The organism is Sinorhizobium fredii USDA 257, from assembly GCF_000265205.3.
Taxonomy (GTDB): domain Bacteria; phylum Pseudomonadota; class Alphaproteobacteria; order Rhizobiales; family Rhizobiaceae; genus Sinorhizobium; species Sinorhizobium fredii_B.
Genome location: NC_018000.1, coordinates 5,118,920 through 5,136,126 on the forward strand (window position 1 = coordinate 5,118,920; position 17,207 = coordinate 5,136,126).

At 61.8% G+C, this 17,207-nt stretch carries 14 protein-coding genes and 1 pseudogene; 5 read left to right on the forward strand and 10 right to left on the reverse strand.

What is annotated here, in order from left to right:
- Positions 1 to 135: 135 nt before the first annotated feature.
- The 6 genes from USDA257_RS24035 to USDA257_RS24060 all read right to left on the reverse strand — a co-directional run bounded on the left by USDA257_RS24035 (position 136) and on the right by USDA257_RS24060 (position 5,637).
- The gene (locus tag USDA257_RS24035; RefSeq protein ID WP_014765598.1) at positions 136 to 1,254 is read right to left on the reverse strand and encodes a branched-chain amino acid ABC transporter substrate-binding protein; all 1,119 of its coding nucleotides are present in this window, start codon (positions 1,252 to 1,254) and stop codon (positions 136 to 138) included.
- A gap of 115 nt (positions 1,255 to 1,369) precedes the next feature.
- The gene (locus USDA257_RS24040; protein ID WP_014765599.1) at positions 1,370 to 1,714 is read right to left on the reverse strand and encodes a DUF6867 family protein; all 345 of its coding nucleotides are present in this window, start codon (positions 1,712 to 1,714) and stop codon (positions 1,370 to 1,372) included.
- Between the two features lie 21 nt (positions 1,715 to 1,735).
- Positions 1,736 to 2,461: an ABC transporter ATP-binding protein gene (locus tag USDA257_RS24045; RefSeq protein ID WP_014765600.1), complete on the reverse strand. Its 726-nt coding sequence runs from the start codon at positions 2,459 to 2,461 to the stop codon at positions 1,736 to 1,738.
- Positions 2,458 to 3,345 carry an ABC transporter ATP-binding protein gene (locus USDA257_RS24050; RefSeq protein WP_014765601.1) on the reverse strand — a complete coding sequence of 296 codons (888 nt, stop codon included), beginning with the start codon at positions 3,343 to 3,345 and terminating at the stop codon, positions 2,458 to 2,460. The genes USDA257_RS24045 and USDA257_RS24050 overlap by 4 nt, the downstream gene beginning before the upstream one ends.
- On the reverse strand, positions 3,345 to 4,730 hold the full coding sequence (gene livM / locus USDA257_RS24055) for a high-affinity branched-chain amino acid ABC transporter permease LivM (protein ID WP_014765602.1): 1,386 nt from the start codon (positions 4,728 to 4,730) through the stop codon (positions 3,345 to 3,347). Before livM ends, USDA257_RS24050 begins: the two co-directional genes overlap by 1 nt.
- A gap of 4 nt (positions 4,731 to 4,734) precedes the next feature.
- Entirely contained in the window at positions 4,735 to 5,637 is a 903-nt protein-coding gene (locus tag USDA257_RS24060; protein ID WP_014765603.1) for a branched-chain amino acid ABC transporter permease, read from the reverse strand.
- A gap of 383 nt (positions 5,638 to 6,020) precedes the next feature.
- Between USDA257_RS24060 and cysQ the strand changes: the two genes are divergently transcribed.
- Positions 6,021 to 6,797, forward strand: coding sequence for a 3'(2'),5'-bisphosphate nucleotidase CysQ (cysQ, locus tag USDA257_RS24065; protein ID WP_041414601.1), 777 nt, complete (start codon positions 6,021 to 6,023; stop codon positions 6,795 to 6,797).
- Between the two features lie 14 nt (positions 6,798 to 6,811).
- Here cysQ and USDA257_RS24070 read toward each other — a convergent pair whose 3' ends face one another.
- Together USDA257_RS24070 and USDA257_RS24075 are read right to left on the reverse strand one after the other, a co-directional pair.
- Positions 6,812 to 7,195: a response regulator gene (locus tag USDA257_RS24070; protein WP_014765605.1), complete on the reverse strand. Its 384-nt coding sequence runs from the start codon at positions 7,193 to 7,195 to the stop codon at positions 6,812 to 6,814.
- A 126-nt stretch (positions 7,196 to 7,321) separates the two neighbouring features.
- Complete coding sequence (locus USDA257_RS24075) at positions 7,322 to 8,074, reverse strand: Crp/Fnr family transcriptional regulator (protein ID WP_041414602.1); 753 nt, start codon at positions 8,072 to 8,074, stop codon at positions 7,322 to 7,324.
- A gap of 151 nt (positions 8,075 to 8,225) precedes the next feature.
- On the opposite strand from USDA257_RS24075, the gene USDA257_RS24080 reads away from it, so the two are divergent.
- The 4 genes and pseudogenes from USDA257_RS24080 (at position 8,226) to USDA257_RS33095 (ending at position 15,461) form a co-directional block, all read left to right on the forward strand.
- Positions 8,226 to 9,086: an SDR family NAD(P)-dependent oxidoreductase gene (locus USDA257_RS24080; protein ID WP_014765607.1), complete on the forward strand. Its 861-nt coding sequence runs from the start codon at positions 8,226 to 8,228 to the stop codon at positions 9,084 to 9,086.
- 67 nt (positions 9,087 to 9,153) lie between these two features.
- A complete protein-coding gene (locus USDA257_RS24085) occupies positions 9,154 to 10,710 on the forward strand; it encodes a VOC family protein (RefSeq protein WP_041415585.1) in 1,557 nt (518 codons plus the stop codon).
- Positions 10,711 to 11,713: 1,003 nt separating this feature from the next.
- Positions 11,714 to 12,604, forward strand: a pseudogene (locus tag USDA257_RS38860) (VCBS domain-containing protein); the annotation flags it as partial.
- 115 nt (positions 12,605 to 12,719) lie between these two features.
- Positions 12,720 to 15,461 carry a beta strand repeat-containing protein gene (locus tag USDA257_RS33095; RefSeq protein WP_048657433.1) on the forward strand — a complete coding sequence of 914 codons (2,742 nt, stop codon included), beginning with the start codon at positions 12,720 to 12,722 and terminating at the stop codon, positions 15,459 to 15,461.
- Between the two features lie 87 nt (positions 15,462 to 15,548).
- Here the strand turns inward: USDA257_RS33095 and USDA257_RS24100 are convergent, their stop codons facing one another.
- Positions 15,549 to 16,106 carry an NADPH-dependent FMN reductase gene (locus USDA257_RS24100; protein ID WP_014765610.1) on the reverse strand — a complete coding sequence of 186 codons (558 nt, stop codon included), beginning with the start codon at positions 16,104 to 16,106 and terminating at the stop codon, positions 15,549 to 15,551.
- A 138-nt stretch (positions 16,107 to 16,244) separates the two neighbouring features.
- Positions 16,245 to 17,198 (reverse strand): ring-cleaving dioxygenase, encoded by a 954-nt coding sequence (locus USDA257_RS24105; protein ID WP_014765611.1) that lies wholly within the window; start codon positions 17,196 to 17,198, stop codon positions 16,245 to 16,247.
- Between the last annotated feature and the right edge of the window lie 9 nt (positions 17,199 to 17,207).

Here is a 17,207-nt window from a genome sequence, read left to right on the forward strand (position 1 = left end):
ACCCGCGGCGGACCCGGCCGCGGCGTTCACAAGCTCCTCGCAATGTCTCGCCGACAGCGGTTCGGGCCTTTGCGAAAAGCAAAGGCCCGGCGCTTGCACGCCGGGCCTCGCTCGCTGTTAAGCGTCGGAACGAAACTATTCGTTCTGGAAGTAGCTGAACTTGCCGTCTTCACCCTTCTTCCAGGTATACATGACGTAGTCCGGGCGGGTGATGTCGCCCTTTTCGTCATAGCCGAGTTCGCCGATTGCGGTCTTGAACGGACCCTTGGCCTTGATCGCTTCGGCAACGGCCTGCGGATCGTTGCCTCCGGCGGCCTTGGCAGCATCGGCGATCACCTGCATGGCGGCATAGGAATAGAGCGTGTAAGCTTCCGGTTCGAAGCCGGCAGCGCGGAACTTCTCGACGAGTTCCTTGGAGGCCGGGTTCTTGCGCGGATCCGGAGCGAAGGTCATCAGCGTCCCATCGACGGCGTCACCGGCGATCGAAGCCAACTCGTTCGAAACAATGCCGTCGCCCGACATGAACGTTGCCTTCAGGCCCTGGTCCTTCATCTGACGCATGATGAGGCCGGCTTCCGTGTGCAGGCCGCCGTAATAGACGACCGAGACGCCGCCTTCCTTCATCTTGGCGATGAGAGCCGAGAAGTCCTTGTCGCCGATGTTGATACCTTCGTAGAGAGCCTCGGTGAGGCCGGCTTCGTTCATCGACTTCTTGGTTTCGTCGGCAAGGCCCTGACCATAAGGAGTCTTGTCGTGAATGACGGCGATCTTGGCGTCCTTGAAGTTGGCCGCGAGGTAAGCGCCGGCAACTGCACCCTGCTGGTCATCACGGCCGCAGGTGCGGAACGTGTTCCACATGCCGCGTTCGGTGAACTGCGGGTTGGTCGCAGACGGAGTGATTTCAAGGATGCCGTTCTCGGCATAGACTTCCGATGCGGGGATCGAAACGCCCGAGTTGAAGTGGCCGACCACGAACTTCACGCCGTCGGCAACGAACTTGTTGGCGACCGAAATGCCCTGCTTCGGGTCCGAAACATCGTCGCCGAGCACAAGCTTGATCTGTTCCCCGTTGATGCCGCCTGCAGCGTTGATGTCGGCGGCTGCCTGCTCCGCACCTTTCTGGAGCTGCGCGCCGAATGCGGCGTTCGGGCCGGTCAGCGGACCAGCGACGCCGATCAGGAGATCGGCCCATGCGGTGCCGCTGAAGGCGACCATTGCCGTCAGCGCCACAGCCGACAGAAGAGACTTTTTCATTTTGTTACTCCCAAATATTCGAGCGGGTCTCGTTTCATAAGCCTGCGCAATGCCCACCATAATCGCGCCGGTGTTCCTTCGCACCGGCCGCACCCGACCGGCACGCGCTGTTCCCTTATTTGGCCTTCCAGGAGAAAGGTGAGGTCTTCTCGTAGAGCCAGTAGTACATGTTCGACATCTGCTTGGTCCGGTAGTACCGGTAACCGGCGGTAGCAAACAACAAAAGCACGAGCGTGTCTACGATATAGTACTGCGGGCTGAACATCGTGCCGCCGAAAAGCGCATGGTGCACGAAGCGGATAGCAAGCCCCAGAAGGGCCACGTAGACGAGCAGCCGTGGAACCTCTCCCCAGCTTTCCGCGACGCTCTTGCCGGTCCGCCATGCAGTCCAGCCGCCGAGGACGCAGGTGATGAACAGAAACTGCCAGATGGAGGCCTCTTCGTAGAGAATTCCTTGCATGTCACTTAACTCCAGCGTGCATCAATGCCGGCCGCCTTCGAGATAGGCCGCGCGGACCTCCGGATTAGCGAGCAGCTCCTTGCCCGTTCCGCTCATCGTCACTCGGCCGTTGACGAGGACGTAGCCGCGGTCGGAAAGCTTGAGCGCCCCGAAGGCGTTCTGCTCGACCAGGAACACGGTGAGGCCCTCCTGCTTGTTGAGCTTCTTGATCGCCTCGAAAATGCCCTTGACGATCAGCGGCGCGAGGCCGAGCGACGGCTCGTCGAGCAGCAGGAGCTTCGGTCGGGCCATCAGCGCCCGGCCGATCGACAGCATCTGCTGTTCACCGCCGGAGAGCGTCCCGCCGCGCTGAGCCTGCCGCTCCTTGAGCCGCGGGAAGAGCGTGAAGACCTTTTCCACGTCGTCCTTGAAATGCTTCAGATTGTCGAGGCTCGCGCCCATCTGGAGGTTTTCAAGCACGGTCATGCGCGGGAAGATGCGGCGGCCTTCCGGCGACTGGGCGATCCTGAGACGGGCAATCTCGTGCGTCGGCATGCGCGTGATGTCCTGCCCTTCGAAGAAGACCGAACCCGTGCGCGCCTGCGGCTTGCCGCAGATCGTCATCATCAGCGTGGACTTGCCGGCGCCGTTGGCGCCGATCAGCGCAACGATTTCCCCACGATGGACTTCGACATCGACGCCGTTCAGCGCCCGGATATTTCCATAATAGGTCTCGACGCTTCTTACATTCAGCAGCGGAGCAGTCATGGCTGGGTGCCTCCCCGCTCGCTTTCGATTTCTTCGATCTGTTCGATCACCTCTTCAACCTCTTCGTCCTCGACGCCCAGATAGGCCGCGATGACCCTCGGATCATTCTTCACGAAATCCGGATTGCCGTCGGAAATCTTTTGTCCGTATTCGAGCACCACCACGTGGTCGGAGATTTCCATGACCACGGACATGTCGTGCTCGATCAACAGGATGGATGTGCCGGTGTCGCGGCGAATGGTCTGCAGCAGGTTGTTGAGAGCGGCCGATTCGCGCGGATTGAGGCCCGCTGCCGGTTCGTCGAGGCAAAGCAGCTCCGGTCCGGTGCACATGGCGCGAGCGATTTCGAGCCGCCGCTGGGCACCATACGGCAGGTCGCCAGCCGGATCGTCGGCACGATCGATGAGCGACGCCATCTCGAGCCAGTGGCGGGCGAGCTCGATCGAGTCCTTGGAAGCCTGGCGGTAGGCCGGGAAGCCGAGCAGGCCGAGGATGGTGTAGCCGGAAGCCAGCATCAACTTGTTATGCTGCGCCACCAGCAGATTTTCCAGGACCGTCAGGCCCGAGAACATCCGGATGTTCTGGAACGTGCGCGCCACCTTGGCGCGCTTGGTGATTTCGAAATCGGGTAGACGCTCCAGCAGGAACTCATCGCCGGACTTCTGCCGCATGGTGATCATGCCCATCGTCGGCTTGTAGAACCCGGTGATGCAGTTGAACACCGTCGTCTTGCCCGCCCCGTTCGGGCCGATCAGCGCGGTGATCTCGCCGCGCTCCGCCTCGAAGGAGAAGTCGTTGATGGCCATGAGACCGCCGAAGCGCATCGACAGGCGCTCAACCTTGAGAATGGGGTCTTTTGTCATTGTGCTCGTCTCGAAGGTCATCAGCCATGCCCTTCCTTGGTGAAGCTGCCGGAGACCGCCCTGCGTTCGCGCAGGAAGGCGGTCGGTTCGCGCGATCCGACGAAGCCACGCGGCTTCCAGACCATGACCACCACCATGGCAAGCCCGAAGATCAGCATGCGATAGAGTTCAGGCGTGAAGTTGGGCCCGAAGATCATCTTCAGGAAGGTGAGTTCGCGTAGGATCTCCGTACCGCCAATCATCACGACCGCAGCGACGAAGATACCGGTCAAAGACCCCATGCCGCCGAGCACGACGATGGCAAGGATGACGGCCGACTCGAGGAAGACGAAGGATTCCGGAGATACGAAGCCCTGGCGCACCGCGAAGAACGAGCCTGCAAACCCGCCGAACATGGCGCCCGTGGCAAATGCAGTCAGCTTCGTGGTCGTCGTGTTGATGCCGAGCGAACGGCAGGCGATCTCGTCCTCGCGAAGCGCTTCCCAGGCCCGACCGACTGGCATGCGGCGCAGCCGGATGGTGACGAAGGCCGTCAACAGCGCCAGGCCAAGGATCAGGTAGAAGAGGAAGATCTTGTAGTAGGCCGAAGAGATCGGAAGCCCCATCAGCGCCGCGAAGCCGTCCTTCGAGGCATCGAACTTGATGCCGAACAGTGTCGCCTTGGCGATGCCCGACACGCCGAACGTGCCCTTGGTAACCTCGGTCCAGTTGATCAGCACGAGGCGGATGATCTCACCGAAAGCGAGCGTCACGATCGCCAGATAGTCGCCACGCAATCGTAGTACCGGGAAGCCGAGGACCACGCCCCAGCAGGCGGCGAGAAGGCCCGCGACCGGCAGCAGCACCCAGAAGGACAGGCCTAAATAGCTGGAGAGCAGCGCATAGGAATAGGCACCGACCGCATAGAAGGCCACATAGCCGAGGTCGAGCAGACCGGCGAGGCCCACCACGATGTTGAGACCCCAGGCGAGCATCACATAGATCAGGATCTGTACGCCGAAATTGTCGACCCATTTGAGCGAACCCTGGATGCCAAAAAGCGCGACGATGACTGGCGGATAGAGCACAAGCGCGAGGATCGCGATCTTCGAGAAGTTGCGGCTGAAGAAGCTCTCCTCCTTCGCCACCTCTGGAGCAGCGGCCTTGACCGCCTTGCGTTGAGCGAGCCATGGCTGCACGTAGGCAACCATGAGGAAGCGGCCGACCATGGCGGTGATCACGAAGATCGCCAGCAGGCCCCAGCGCTGGTTGAGGATTAGCTCGTTGCGGATGTTCTGATCGGTCTTGAGACCGACGAACAGCACGAACAGCCCAAGCGTGATGAGCCCCGAGAAGACAGCCTCGCGCAGGGCCCGCGCCGTCAGCTCACTGCCGGCGCTTGCAGTCGTAGATGCAACATTTGCCATGGAACTATACCTTCTCGACTTCCGGTCGTCCGAGAATACCCGACGGCTTGAAGATCAGGACGATCGCGAGAATGGAGAAGGTCGCGACATCCTTGTAGTCGATTGTGAAATAGGCCGACCACAGCGACTCGATGAGGCCGATCAGCAGTCCGCCGAGAACGGCGCCCGGCAGCGAGCCGATGCCTCCGAGAACGGCGGCCGTAAACGCCTTGACCCCCGGAGCGAAACCGTCGGTGAAGACGACAACGCCGTAATACATGAGATACATGGTCCCGGCGACGGCAGCGAGCGCCGCACCCATGATGAAGGTCACCGAGATGGTCCGGTCGACGTCGACGCCGAGCAGCGCCGCCATCTTGCTGTCCTGTTCGGTGGCGCGTTGTGCCCGGCCGAGCGGCGTCCGGTTGACGATGTACCAGAAAACCGAAAGCAGGATCGCAGTAATGACGACGATGACGATCTGCTTCAGGGAGACTGTGATCCCGAACAGCTCGTAGACCGACGAGACGAGCGGCGGGATCGGCTTGTTGCGCGGACCCTGCGTCACCTGGATGAAGTTCGACAGGACGATCGACATGCCGATCGCAGTAATCAGTGGCGCCAGACGGAAGGAGCCACGCAGCGGACGGTAAGCCACCCGCTCGATGGTCCAGTTCCAAAGTGCCGCCGTCAACATGCCGACGATCATCATAAGCAAAAGCGCCAGTACAACTGGTATGCCTGCCATGAATGTTGTGAGAAGCAAGAAGACAATCAATGCGGCAAAGCCGCCTAGCATGAATATATCGCCGTGGGCGAAGTTGATCATGCCGATGATGCCGTAGACCATGGTATAACCGATCGCGATCATACCATAAATAGACCCAAGCGTCAGCCCATTGACGAGCTGCTGGATGAAATACTCCATCAATCTTCCCCTGGACCGGATCCTGATGGTCCGATCTCTTTTTATTAGTTTTCGTTCACAAGCGTACTCTGAGCCGATTTCATACCTCTTTCAAACGAAAATGAAAGTCAAAAAATCGCGCGACCCGCAGATTCTTCCGAGATAAAATCGATTTGACGCTTTTCGTGCCAAGAAAATCAAAAATTTTGCAGCCTTCGCACCAAAAATGATCAATTTTCGGCGCGGAAATCAGAAAAGCGCGGCGTCTGCGTCATCAACCTATGAGAAAAAAATATGACTCTCCTGGTACTAGTATCCAGTTGATTTGGCCCGAAATCATCGTGATCTAGGATCTACGGCTATACGTCCGAATCGACGCCGCGACAGCTCAGAGAACAGGGACGATGTTGGAAGTATTAGAAAGATCGGCGCTTGCGGCCGGGCGGGCGATCATGGAAATCTACAATACCGGCCCAGCCGTGACCTACAAGGCGGACACCTCGCCGGTCACCGACGCGGATCATCGTGCCGAGCGCATCATCCTTGACGATCTGGCCACCGCCTTTCCCGACATACCGGTCATCGCCGAGGAAGCCGTTGCCGCCGGGCATGCCCCGCACATCGCCGGCAAGCCATTCTTCCTCGTCGATCCTCTCGACGGCACCAAGGAATTCGTCGAGCGTAACAGCCACTTCACGGTCAACATTGCGCTTATCGAAAACGGCGCTCCGGTCGCAGGCGTCGTCCATGCGCCGGCACTCGGAGTGATCTATGCGACAAGCGGCGGAGTGGCCTTCAAGGCAACAGTAGAAGACAACCGGATATGTGGCTCATGGCAGCCTATCGGCTGCCGCAAATGCGGCGATCGGCCACTCGCTCTGACGAGCCGCTGGCACAACAGCGCCGAAACGCTCGTCTATCTCGCTGAACACCGCATCACCGACCATGAGGCCGTCGGCTCGTCGCTGAAGTTCTGCCTGCTCGCCGAGGGCTACGCCGACATCTATCCGCGCTTCAGTCGCACGATGGAATGGGATACCGCCGCCGGCGATGCGATCCTGCGGGCGGCGGGTGGGGAAACGCTGGCGATCGACGGCGGGCCGCTTGCCTATGGCAAGCGCAACCAGCCAAACGACAGCGACTTCGCCAATCCCTGGTTCATCTCGCGCGGCACGGCGTGAATCGCCGCTCGACTTCAAGGATTTCCCGGACGGAAAGCCGCCGCGATGAGACTGCTGAGACTGCCTTCGCTGAAAGGCTTTTCGATCCGCGGAATATCGCGGAGATGACCGGGCAGGGCCAGCAAATCGCCGTAGCCGCTGGTGAACCCGAAATTGATGCCCCGTGCGATCAGCGATTCGGCAACGGCGAAGCTCGTCTCGTCGCCGAGATTGATATCGAGAATGGCGAAGTCGATCGGATGAGCGCCGACAATTTCCATCGCCTTCTCAGTTGTGGTGGCGATGTGCACGCTCGTGACGCCGAGCGCCCCGAGGATTTCCTCCATATCCATGGCGATGAGAAAGTTGTCCTCGACAACGAGCACCGATCTGATGGTCGGCGAAATCTGATTCATCATCTATTTGCATCCTCGGTCCCCTCGTTCTTCCGCGACCCGACCACATTGCGCACCCTAGGCCAGACGGAGAAGTATGGCATTTAAGAAAGACATGTCTCGCTCCTTTGAAACAGCCAGTTCCGGAAATCAAATCAGCGGCCTTTTCGTTTCCTTGAACCCCTCCCATCCGGCCAGCGCCAACAAGCCGCCGATGTCGAGGACATTGCACCCTCCTTCGGCCCAGCGAATGAGCTTGAGCGCGGCCAGCTTCCTCAGTGTCTTGTTGGTGTGGACGATCGACAGGCCGAGCGTGTCGGCAAGATGTTGCTGGGTGATTGGAATGGCGACGCGGCCGCCACGGAACAGTTCCAGCACCTCCGCCCTCTGATAGAGAAAGGCGAGGAGATAGGCCGCCCGTTCGAGCGCCGAGCGCCGGCCGATGCTCAAGAGGTTTTCGTCCAATATGCGCTCCTCGCGGGCGGCAATCCAGGTCAGGTCAAAGGCAAGTTCGGGATGGCGCCCGTAGAGCTGACCAAGCCTGCTTCGCTTGAAGACGCACAGGGTAACCGGCGAGAGCGCTTCGATCGAGTGCTGCATCTCGCCCATGAGGCTACCCTGCAGCCCGACGATATCGCCGGGCATCACATAGTTCAGTATCTGCCGGCGTCCGTCGTCCAGCATCTTGTAGCGAAATCCCCAGCCGGAGAGCACAGTGAAAAGATGCTCGCTTGTCTCGCCTTCGGCAAGGATGGTCGCGCCGCTTTCGACGGTCTGCTCTCCGATTTTGAAGTCCGATACAAAGGCGAGTTCCTCTGGCGTGAACGGACGGAACACGTCGAGCGGCCGCAGGGGACAGTCCTGACAGGGTGTGCCTTTGCCGAACTTGCCTTCAACAGCCATGGAATGTCTCGCGGCGGGGGGAACGCACTCACTCAGCGACCGAACAACAGGATCGTGCCTCGGAGAACCATCGGCGCCCATCCCTCATGGACTTGTGCGCCACCGGGCCCTATGTCTCCTCGATCGTCCGTCGCAAGCAGGATTGTGAACCATGTTGTCCTATTCCGCCATCGCCAAAAACAATGTCGCCGTCGTCACCGGCGCCGCCTCCGGCATCGGACTTGCCGCAGCAATGCGTTTCGCCGATCGCGGCATGAAGGTCGTGCTTGCCGATCTTGCCGGCGAGCGGCTGCAGGCGGCGGCGGCGAAAGTGGCGAAGTTTGCTCCGGGCGGGGCCGCCGATGTCGCTGCGATCGCGACGGACGTCTCCCGGGCCGACGAGCTTGTCGCGCTGGCGCGCGCCACGCGCGAGCGATTCGGCCATGTGCATGTGCTGATGAACAATGCCGGCATTCAGCCCGGCAGTTCGACGTTCGGGCCACTGGAGAACTGGGAAGCGGTGATCGGCGTCAATCTCTGGGGCGTGATCAACGGCTCGCGCATTTTCGCGCCTGCCATGATCGCGCATGGCGAGCCCGCGCTGATCATCAATACCGGTTCCAAGCAGGGTATCACTACGCCGCCCGGAGATCCGGCCTACAACGTCTCGAAAGCCGGCGTGAAAGTTTTCACCGAGGCGCTTCAGCACGAGTTGCGCAATAGCGAGAACTGCAAGGTCAATGCGCATCTCTTGATACCCGGCTTCGTCTACACGGCGCTGACCGCGCATGGCCGCACGGAAAAGCCGGCCGGTGCCTGGACGCCGGAGCAGACGGTCGATTTCATGCTGGAGAGCCTCGCCAGTGGCGATTTCTACATCCTCTGCCCCGACAATGAGGTCGAAAGGCCCACGGACGAAAAGCGCATCCTGTGGGCCGCCGGCGATATCGTCGAGAACCGCCCTCCCCTTTCGCGCTGGCACCCGGAGCATGGCGAGGCTTTCCGCGCCTTCCTCGCCGGAAAACGGGATTGAACGACGTTCCGACTTGATCGATCTTTCAAGCATGAACCGCCACGGACGGCGGCAGGAGGCTAAGACCGTGCCCAGCGGCATCCACCACATCACGCTGATCAGCCGCAAGGTCCAAGCGAATGTCGACTTCTATGTCGGATTCCTCGGCCTGCACCTCGTCAAGCGAACCGGCGGCTTCGAAGATCCCAATCAATTGCATCTCTTCTATGGGGATGCGTCGGGATCGCCCGGCTCGCTCGTTTCCTTCCTGATCTGGGAGGATGGTTCGCCGGGGCGCGTCGGCTCCGGCCAGCCGAGCGAGATCGCCTTCGCCATCCCGGCGGAAAGCATCGGCTTCTGGCTGACGCGCGCGCTGCAGTTCAACGTTCAGATAACCGGACCGGCGCAGGAGTTCGGCGAACCCGTGCTGCGGCTCAAGGATCCGGATGGGGTGATCGTCAAGCTGGTCGGCACCGATGCGCTCGCCGAGCCGGCGCCCTGGGCAAGCCGGGACATTCCGGAAGCGGACTCGATCCGGCGCTTGCGCGGAGCGACCGTGCTGACCGAAAAGCCCAAGGAGACGGCGCACTTTCTTCGCAGTCATTTCGGCTATCGCGAGGCTGCCGCGACGGATACGATCCATCGCCTCGTCTCGTCATCCGGCGATGTCGTCGACGTGCGCGACGCGAGTGGCTTCTGGGCCGCCGCGCCCGGCACCGGCACGATCGATCATATCGCTTTCCGCGCCCTGGACGAGGCGACGGTTCTTGCCGTGCGCGCCGATCTTGAGCAGGAACACGCCGGCGCCACCAACGCGCATGACCGGAAGTATTTCTTCTCGCTTTATGTGCGCGAGCCGGGGGGCTCGCTGTACGAGCTTGCCACGGACGGCCCCGGCTTTGCGATCGATGAACTTCCGGACGCGCTCGGTTCGAAGCTCTTCCTGCCGCCGCATCTCAGCAGCGATCCCGCCGCGACAGTGGTGCGGCTGCCGCAATTCGCGCTGCCGGGTGAACCGCGGCTGACGCTTCGCGAGCTGCCCTTCGTCCACCGCTTCCATCACCCGGAGCGGATGAACGAACGGACCTTCGTGCTGCTGCACGGCAGCGGCGGCAACGAGACCGACATGCTTCCCTTCGGCCACCAGCTCGATCCGCGCGCGACGCTCATGGGCGTGCGCGGCCGCAGCACCGAGGAGGGATTTCCGCGCTGGTTTCGCCGCTTGTCGATGACCAGCTTCGACCAGCGCGACATCCGCTCGGAAGCGGAAGCCTTCGCCGCCTTCGTCGAAGAGGCACGCGAGGGCTACGGGCTCGACCTCGCGAGGACCGTGTTCATCGGCTATTCGAACGGCGCAAATTTGCTGGCGGCCGTCATGCTCCTTCACCCGGGCGTCATCAGGAATGCGGTGCTGATGCGGGCGATGGCGGCTCTCGAGGATGCGCCGAAGGCCGATCTTGCGGGTACGAACGTCCTGATGCTGACCGGCAAGGACGACCTCTATGGCAAACATGCGCCGCAGTTGAAGGCGGAATTGCAGGAAAGCGGCGCGAATTTCGAGGCGGTCGATCTGGACACGGGCCACGGCATCGGCCCGGAAGACATTGCGGTCATTCGGCCGTGGCTCACGGAAACCGGGCTTTGAGCATGGCGATGCGCACTCCTCGTTCGCAACAGCGTCGCGACCGCGTGCGGCGCCGAATTAGCGGAATGAGTATGGCGGGCTCGGGGACCGAACGAGGCAAAGGTGAGAGGGACATATCACGCTCGCTGGTAGCAAGAATGTACGCGGCGATAAATTTCTGGATGCAGTGTTAACGACAGGCCGAAAGCTCTCCAGTATAGATAAATGCTCAATGGATGAGCATGCGACGATCATAAGAGACCACGCTAGGCTTACTCCGTTTTGCATTAAAGTAGTAATCAGAAAGTTTAGTTTTCTAATTTATCAAAAATGTTAAGACGTTAACAAAGTATAGGGGATTGCCGAAGCCGCTGACACGTTTAAGAAGCGGTTGACGGGACTCAAAAATAAATTTGGCAAAGTATTACCGGACCGCTGCTTGAACGCTGTCCGGGGAGGAGCAGGCGTGTGTAGAGTAGTTTCGCCCAATGAGGGCGCGCCGGCTTTGAACACGGGGAAGCCGGCCGGGGCTGGCCGGTTTTCCACACCCTTTCTAAACGCGATCTGCATCGCGACGAATTTCTCCAATCCCCGACGGTACAGCCACTCTGGACGCCCTTGCCCGGAATTCTCCGGGAGTCACCTGGGTTTGCGAATACGGAATTCAGACGCCTTTTGCGCGTGCGCGCGAAATCTTGAAACAGCAGCATATCAGGTCGACGGCCGGACCGTGGAGGGGAAGGCCGCCGCTATCTATCAAACTTGAAATCACACGACCCGAGCAGGGCACCCAAAGTAATGGAGAGGGCTTATGGCGACGCAGACCACAGGTGGTGGGAGCACTACATCCTTCAACAACGCTCCGCAGGCGCAGGGCAACACCTATGGATGGACTGAAGAGCAGCTGCTGGCGTCCGGAATCTACGATGCGGCTACCTGCACCATCGCGCTGAACGTGATGTCCAACGATCTCGGCGGCAAGGCGAAGACTCTCTGGTCGATCGACGACGGCGGCTCGAATTTTATGAGTGAGCTGTTGCAGAGCAATATCACAACAGGCTGGGAGAAGACCGCCGAAGGAAACTGGATCCGAATCTACAGCGGAAAGATCGAATTCAGGATCGATAACGGTTCCAATTCGCCTGAGAATGCCCGGAGCGTGGATTCGCTGACTGAGGGCGAGTCTATTCAGGACTCTTTCTATTATTCCATCCGGCTATCCAATGGCACGCTCAGCTACGCGAAAGTGACGCTGGACATCGTCGGCCAGAACGACGCGGCAGCGATCGGCGGCACGTCCGCAGGGTCCGTAATCGAAGCAGGAGGCACGAGCAATGGCGACCCCGGTTCGGCGACTGCCGCCGGCACACTGAACGTCTATGATGTCGATACCGGCCAGAAACATTTCCAGGCGCCTCAAGAGAATGCGCTCGACGGCACCTACGGCCGCTTCAGCTTCGACGCGACGACGGGGGCGTGGACGTACGCGCTCGACAACGCGTGCGCGGCGACGCAGGCACTGACCGCCGGCCAGGTGGTAACAGAGACGCTGACGGTGTGGTCGGCCGACGGTACGGTCAGTCGAGACGTCGTGGTGACCATCACCGGCAGCAACGACGCCCCGGCGGTGTCGGCGGCGGTCGCGGCGAGCCGCGGCGAGGACGAGGCGGGCTTCAGCGTCGATCTGCTGGCGGGGGCGAGCGATGCCGATGCCAGCGATGTGCTGCACGTCGCCGGCCTGACGCTGACGGGCGGCGACGCCTCCGGCGTCACCGTCGACGGCGACGGCCTGTCGGTCGACCCGAGCGCCTACAATTATCTCGCCGTCGGCGAGACCGCGGTCATCACCTACAGCTACAACATCATCGACGGCCATGGCGGCGCGGTGGCGCAGACCGCCACCATCACCATCACCGGCAGCAACGACCAGCCGACGGTGTCGGCGGCGGTCGCGGCGAGCCGCGGCGAGGACGAGGCGGGCTTTCAGCGTCGATCTGCTGGCGGGGGCGAGCGATGCCGATGCCAGCGATGTGCTGCACGTCGCCGGCCTGACGCTGACGGGCGGCAATGCCTCCGGCGTCACCGTCGACGGCGACGGCCTGTCGGTCGACCCGAGCGCCTACAATTATCTCGCCGTCGGCGAGACCGCCGTCATCACCTACAGCTACAACATCATCGACGGCCACGGCGGTGCGGTGGCGCAAACCGCCACCATCACCATCACCGGCAGCAACGACCAGCCGGCGGTGTCGGCGGCGGTCGCGGCGAGCCGCGGCGAGGACGAGGCGGGCTTCAGCGTCGATCTGCTGGCGGGGGCGAGCGATGCCGATGCCAGCGACGTGCTGCACGTCGCCGGCCTGACGCTGACGGGCGGCGACGCTTCCGGCGTCAGCGTCGACGGCGACGGCCTGTCGGTCGACCCGAGCGCCTACAATTATCTCGCCGTCGGCGAGACCGCCGTCATCACCTACAGCTACAACGTCGTCGACGGCCATGGCGGTGCGGTGGCGCAAACCGCCACCATCACCATCACCGGCAGCAACGACCAGCCGGCGGTGTCGGCCGCGGTCGCGGCGAGCCGCGGCGAGGACGAGGCGGGCTTCAGCGTCGATCTGCTGGCGGGGGCGAGCGATGCCGATGCCAGCGACGTGCTGCACGTCGCCGGCCTGACGCTGACGGGCGGCGACGCCTCCGGCGTCACCGTCGACGGCGACGGCCTGTCGGTCGACCCGAGCGCCTACAATTATCTCGCCGTCGGCGAGACCGCCGTCATCACCTACAGCTACAACATCGTCGACGGCCATGGCGGTGCGGTGGCGCAAACCGCCACCATCACCATCACCGGCAGCAACGACCAGCCGGACGGTGTCGGCGGCGGTCGCGGCGAGCCGCGGCGAGGACGAGGCGGGCTTCAGCGTCGATCTGCTGGCGGGGGCGAGCGATGCCGATGCCAGCGACGTGCTGCACGTCGCCGGCCTGACGCTGACGGGCGGCGACGCCTCCGGCGTCACGTCGACGGCGACGGCCTGTCGGTCGACCCGAGCGCCTACAATTATCTCGCCGTCGGCGAGACCGCCGTCATCACCTACAGCTACAACGTCGTCGACGGTCATGGCGGTGCGGTGGCGCAAACCGCCACCATCACCATCACCTGCAGCAACGACCAGCCGGCGGTGTCGGCCGCGGTCGCGGCGAGCCGCGCCGAGGACGATGTGGGCTTCATCGTCGATCTGCTGGCGGGGGCGAGCGATGCCGATGCCAGTGACGTGCTGCACGTCGCCGGCCTGACGCTGACGGGCGGCGACGCCTCCGGCGTCAGCGTCGACGGCGACGGCCTGTCGGTCGACCCGAGCGCCTACAATTATCTCGGCGTCGGCGAAACCGCGGTCATCACCTACAGCTACGACATCGTCGACGGCCACGGCGGTGCGGTGGCGCAGACCGCCGCCATCACCATCACCGGTGCCAACGATGCCCCGGTCAACACAGTACCAGACTCCCAGACAGTCGGCTCCAACACCGCAACCGCAATTACCGGTGTCGCAGTGACCGATGTGGACAGCGCCAACGTGACCACAACTCTCTCCGTATCCAGCGGCAAACTGACGGTTGGAACGGGAGGAGGTCTCACCGTGAACAACAACGGCACGAACACCGTGACGATCAGTGGGACCCTTGCCCAGGTGAATGCCGCGCTTGCTACGCTGAGCTATCTCAGTAACGCCAATTACAGCGGTGCCGACACGTTGACCGTGGTGACATCGGACGGTGTTCTGAGTGACACGGACACGGTGGCCATCACCGTGAATCCGCCGGCCAATGTGGCACCGGCGGCATCGAACGATGTTATCGTCATATCAACAGGGACGTCCGTTTTCCTCTCCGCTGCGTGGTTGCTCAACAACGACGCGGACACCGACGGAGGCGCACTTTCGATTTCTGGGGCGGGCTTCCCCTCGCTGCCGAGCGGCTGGACGATCACACCAGTGACTGCGGGCGGGGTCATCACCGGGTTCAACGTGAGCACGGGCAATCCTGGCCAATCGGTGACATTGTCGTACACGGTCAGCGATGGACAGGGAAACTATTCCACTGCCGAGTTCACGCTTCAAACACCCTCCACGGCATCAACCAGCGGCAAAAATGACATCGATCTGGGTTCTTTGAGCTACAACTATTCGTACATTGATGGAAAGGACCACAATGATACCCTTGCTGCGAACCTGACACTTACTGGAACGCAAGGGAACGACGTATTCGTTGGCAATGACGGCAATGACATCCTTGATGGCGGCGCCGGGTACAACATTCTCTCCGGGGGGGCCGGCGGCGACACGTTTGTCTTCCGGAACTTCGCAAGCGCAACAAACCACGTCACCGACTTCAATTCCGGCGCGAACTCGACGTCTGTTGATAGGTTGGGATTCGAAGTCGGGACTGCGCCCAACGAGTTCTCCGTCGGTAACAACGATACGGCCTTCATTTTCAAGACCGGGAACAACGCGGCGATCAATGTTGCCGACACAGAGATCGCGGTGAAAACGGATTCCAGCGTCACCACAGCGACAGTCCAGAGCACGATCAACGGCTATACCAACATAGAGTCAGGTGCCCTGTTCGTCTTTCATAACACGACACTCGGCCACGCTGCGGTTTACTACGACTCCAATCCGAGCGCGGCCGGCGGCGCAGTGCTGGTGGCAGAACTCGACAACATCACGCTGCTGGGGAACCTCGGCAGTTTCAATGCCAGCGATTTTCTGTTGATCTAACGTCCGTCCACGATCCAGGCGGCGATCACCGAACTCGTGCCCGTCGCCTGGCCCTTCGGAGCTATTCAGTGGAGCGCCGGCCCCGCTCTATTTCATCGTCGCGACATAATCTGCAAAGGCCTCAACGAAGCCACGCAGCCGCTCGCGGGTTTCTTCGTCGGTCAGTTGCCCCTGGCTGTCGAAGAGCGTGTCCGCATTCTGCACCATCAGCCGCTTGCCCGACCAAAGCTCGGCGCCGAGCGTCCGCATCACGGCGAGCCAGGCGTTCTGGCTGAGTATCGTGCCGAACTTGCTCGGCGAAGCGCCGGCGACCGCGAACGGCCGGCCGCGGAACACCTTGCGAATGTCGGCGGGCGGGCGGCTCAGCCAGTCGATGGCATTCTTGAAAACGCCGGGCACGGAATTGTTGTATTCCGGCGTGAAGAGAACGACGCCGTCCGCAGCGATGATCCGCTGTTTCAGCGCCTCTACCGGCGCGGGCACGCCGCTTTCGGCCTCCACGTCGCCGTCATAGAGCGGAATGCCGTGCAGGGTCGCGATCTCAAACTCGACCCCCGCGGGCGCGACCGCTTTCGCCGCGTTGAGCAGTCCGGTGTTGAAGGAAGCCTTGCGCAGGCTCCCCGATATGCCGAGAAGTTTCGTCATGAGAAGGCCATCCTCTGCTCGCGCAGCCGCACGTAGTCTCGTTGATGGAAGAACTAGAGGGGTGGAAATAAAAGGAAAGCCGGAGACATCCCGGCTTTCGCTTGCCGCGTGGTAAGCGTGAAAAACGGACGCGCCACCCTATTCCAACGGCTTCAGCCTAGCCTCGATCTGCGCCCGCTTCGGCTCCAGGAAGGGCGGCAGCGACAGGCTTTCCCCGAGCGACTCCAGCGGCTCGTCGACAGCAAAGCCGGGTCCATCCGTGGCGATCTCGAACAGGATGCCGTTCGGCTCGCGGAAATAGAGCGACCGGAAATAGTAGCGCTCCACTTCGCCGCTCGACGGCAGATGAAAGGCCTTCAGCCTCTCCGTCCACTGGTGCAGCCCGTCGACGTCCGGCGCCCGGAAGGCGACATGGTGGACGGCGCCCGCTCCCTGCCGGGCGATCGGCAGCCCCGGCTGGACCGCGACATGGAGTTCGGCCGCCGCGCCGCCCTCGCCCATCGAGAAAACGTGCACCTCGCCATTCCCGTCCGGCGAAGGATAGTGACGCGCCTCGCGCATGTTCATGACCTGGGTGAGCACCAGCGCGGTGTTGGTGATATCCGGCACGCTGATGGTGATTGGTCCGAGGCCTTTGATCTGGTGCTCGGCCGGGACCGGGCTCCTTTCCCAGGAATGCGACGGGACAAGCCCGCCATCGTCCACCAGTCGAAACCGCTGGCCCTCGCCGTCTTCGAAATCAAGGGAGGTTCGGCCGTCGATTTCGCTGATCTCGCCTGAGGCGACATTCAGTTCGTCAAAGCGCCGCTTCCACCATTCCACGCTTTGGGCATTGCCGACGCGGAGCCCGGTGCGGGAGATGCTGTGCGTTCCGCGCCCCTCCGGTCCGACCGGCCAATCGAAGAAGGTCAGATCCGTGCCGGGCGTCGCCTTCCCGTCGGCGTAGAAGAGGTGGTAGGCGGTGGTGTCGTCCTGGTTGACGGTCTTCTTGACGAGCCGAAGCCCCAGCGTCTTGGTGTAGAAGCGCAGGTTTTTCGGCGCGTTCGCGGTGATTGCCGTGAGATGGTGGATACCTGTCAGTTGCAAGCTCATGGATGCCTC

Coding starts and splice junctions, on each gene's coding strand:
- USDA257_RS24035 (WP_014765598.1), bottom strand. CDS start 1,254: ATGAAAAAGTCTCTTCTGTCGGCTGTGGCGCTGACGGCAATGGTCGCC.
- USDA257_RS24040 (WP_014765599.1), bottom strand. CDS start 1,714: ATGCAAGGAATTCTCTACGAAGAGGCCTCCATCTGGCAGTTTCTGTTC.
- USDA257_RS24045 (WP_014765600.1), bottom strand. CDS start 2,461: ATGACTGCTCCGCTGCTGAATGTAAGAAGCGTCGAGACCTATTATGGA.
- USDA257_RS24050 (WP_014765601.1), bottom strand. CDS start 3,345: ATGACCTTCGAGACGAGCACAATGACAAAAGACCCCATTCTCAAGGTT.
- livM (WP_014765602.1), bottom strand. CDS start 4,730: ATGGCAAATGTTGCATCTACGACTGCAAGCGCCGGCAGTGAGCTGACG.
- USDA257_RS24060 (WP_014765603.1), bottom strand. CDS start 5,637: ATGGAGTATTTCATCCAGCAGCTCGTCAATGGGCTGACGCTTGGGTCT.
- cysQ (WP_041414601.1), top strand. CDS start 6,021: ATGTTGGAAGTATTAGAAAGATCGGCGCTTGCGGCCGGGCGGGCGATC.
- USDA257_RS24070 (WP_014765605.1), bottom strand. CDS start 7,195: ATGATGAATCAGATTTCGCCGACCATCAGATCGGTGCTCGTTGTCGAG.
- USDA257_RS24075 (WP_041414602.1), bottom strand. CDS start 8,074: ATGGCTGTTGAAGGCAAGTTCGGCAAAGGCACACCCTGTCAGGACTGT.
- USDA257_RS24080 (WP_014765607.1), top strand. CDS start 8,226: ATGTTGTCCTATTCCGCCATCGCCAAAAACAATGTCGCCGTCGTCACC.
- USDA257_RS24100 (WP_014765610.1), bottom strand. CDS start 16,106: ATGACGAAACTTCTCGGCATATCGGGGAGCCTGCGCAAGGCTTCCTTC.
- USDA257_RS24105 (WP_014765611.1), bottom strand. CDS start 17,198: ATGAGCTTGCAACTGACAGGTATCCACCATCTCACGGCAATCACCGCG.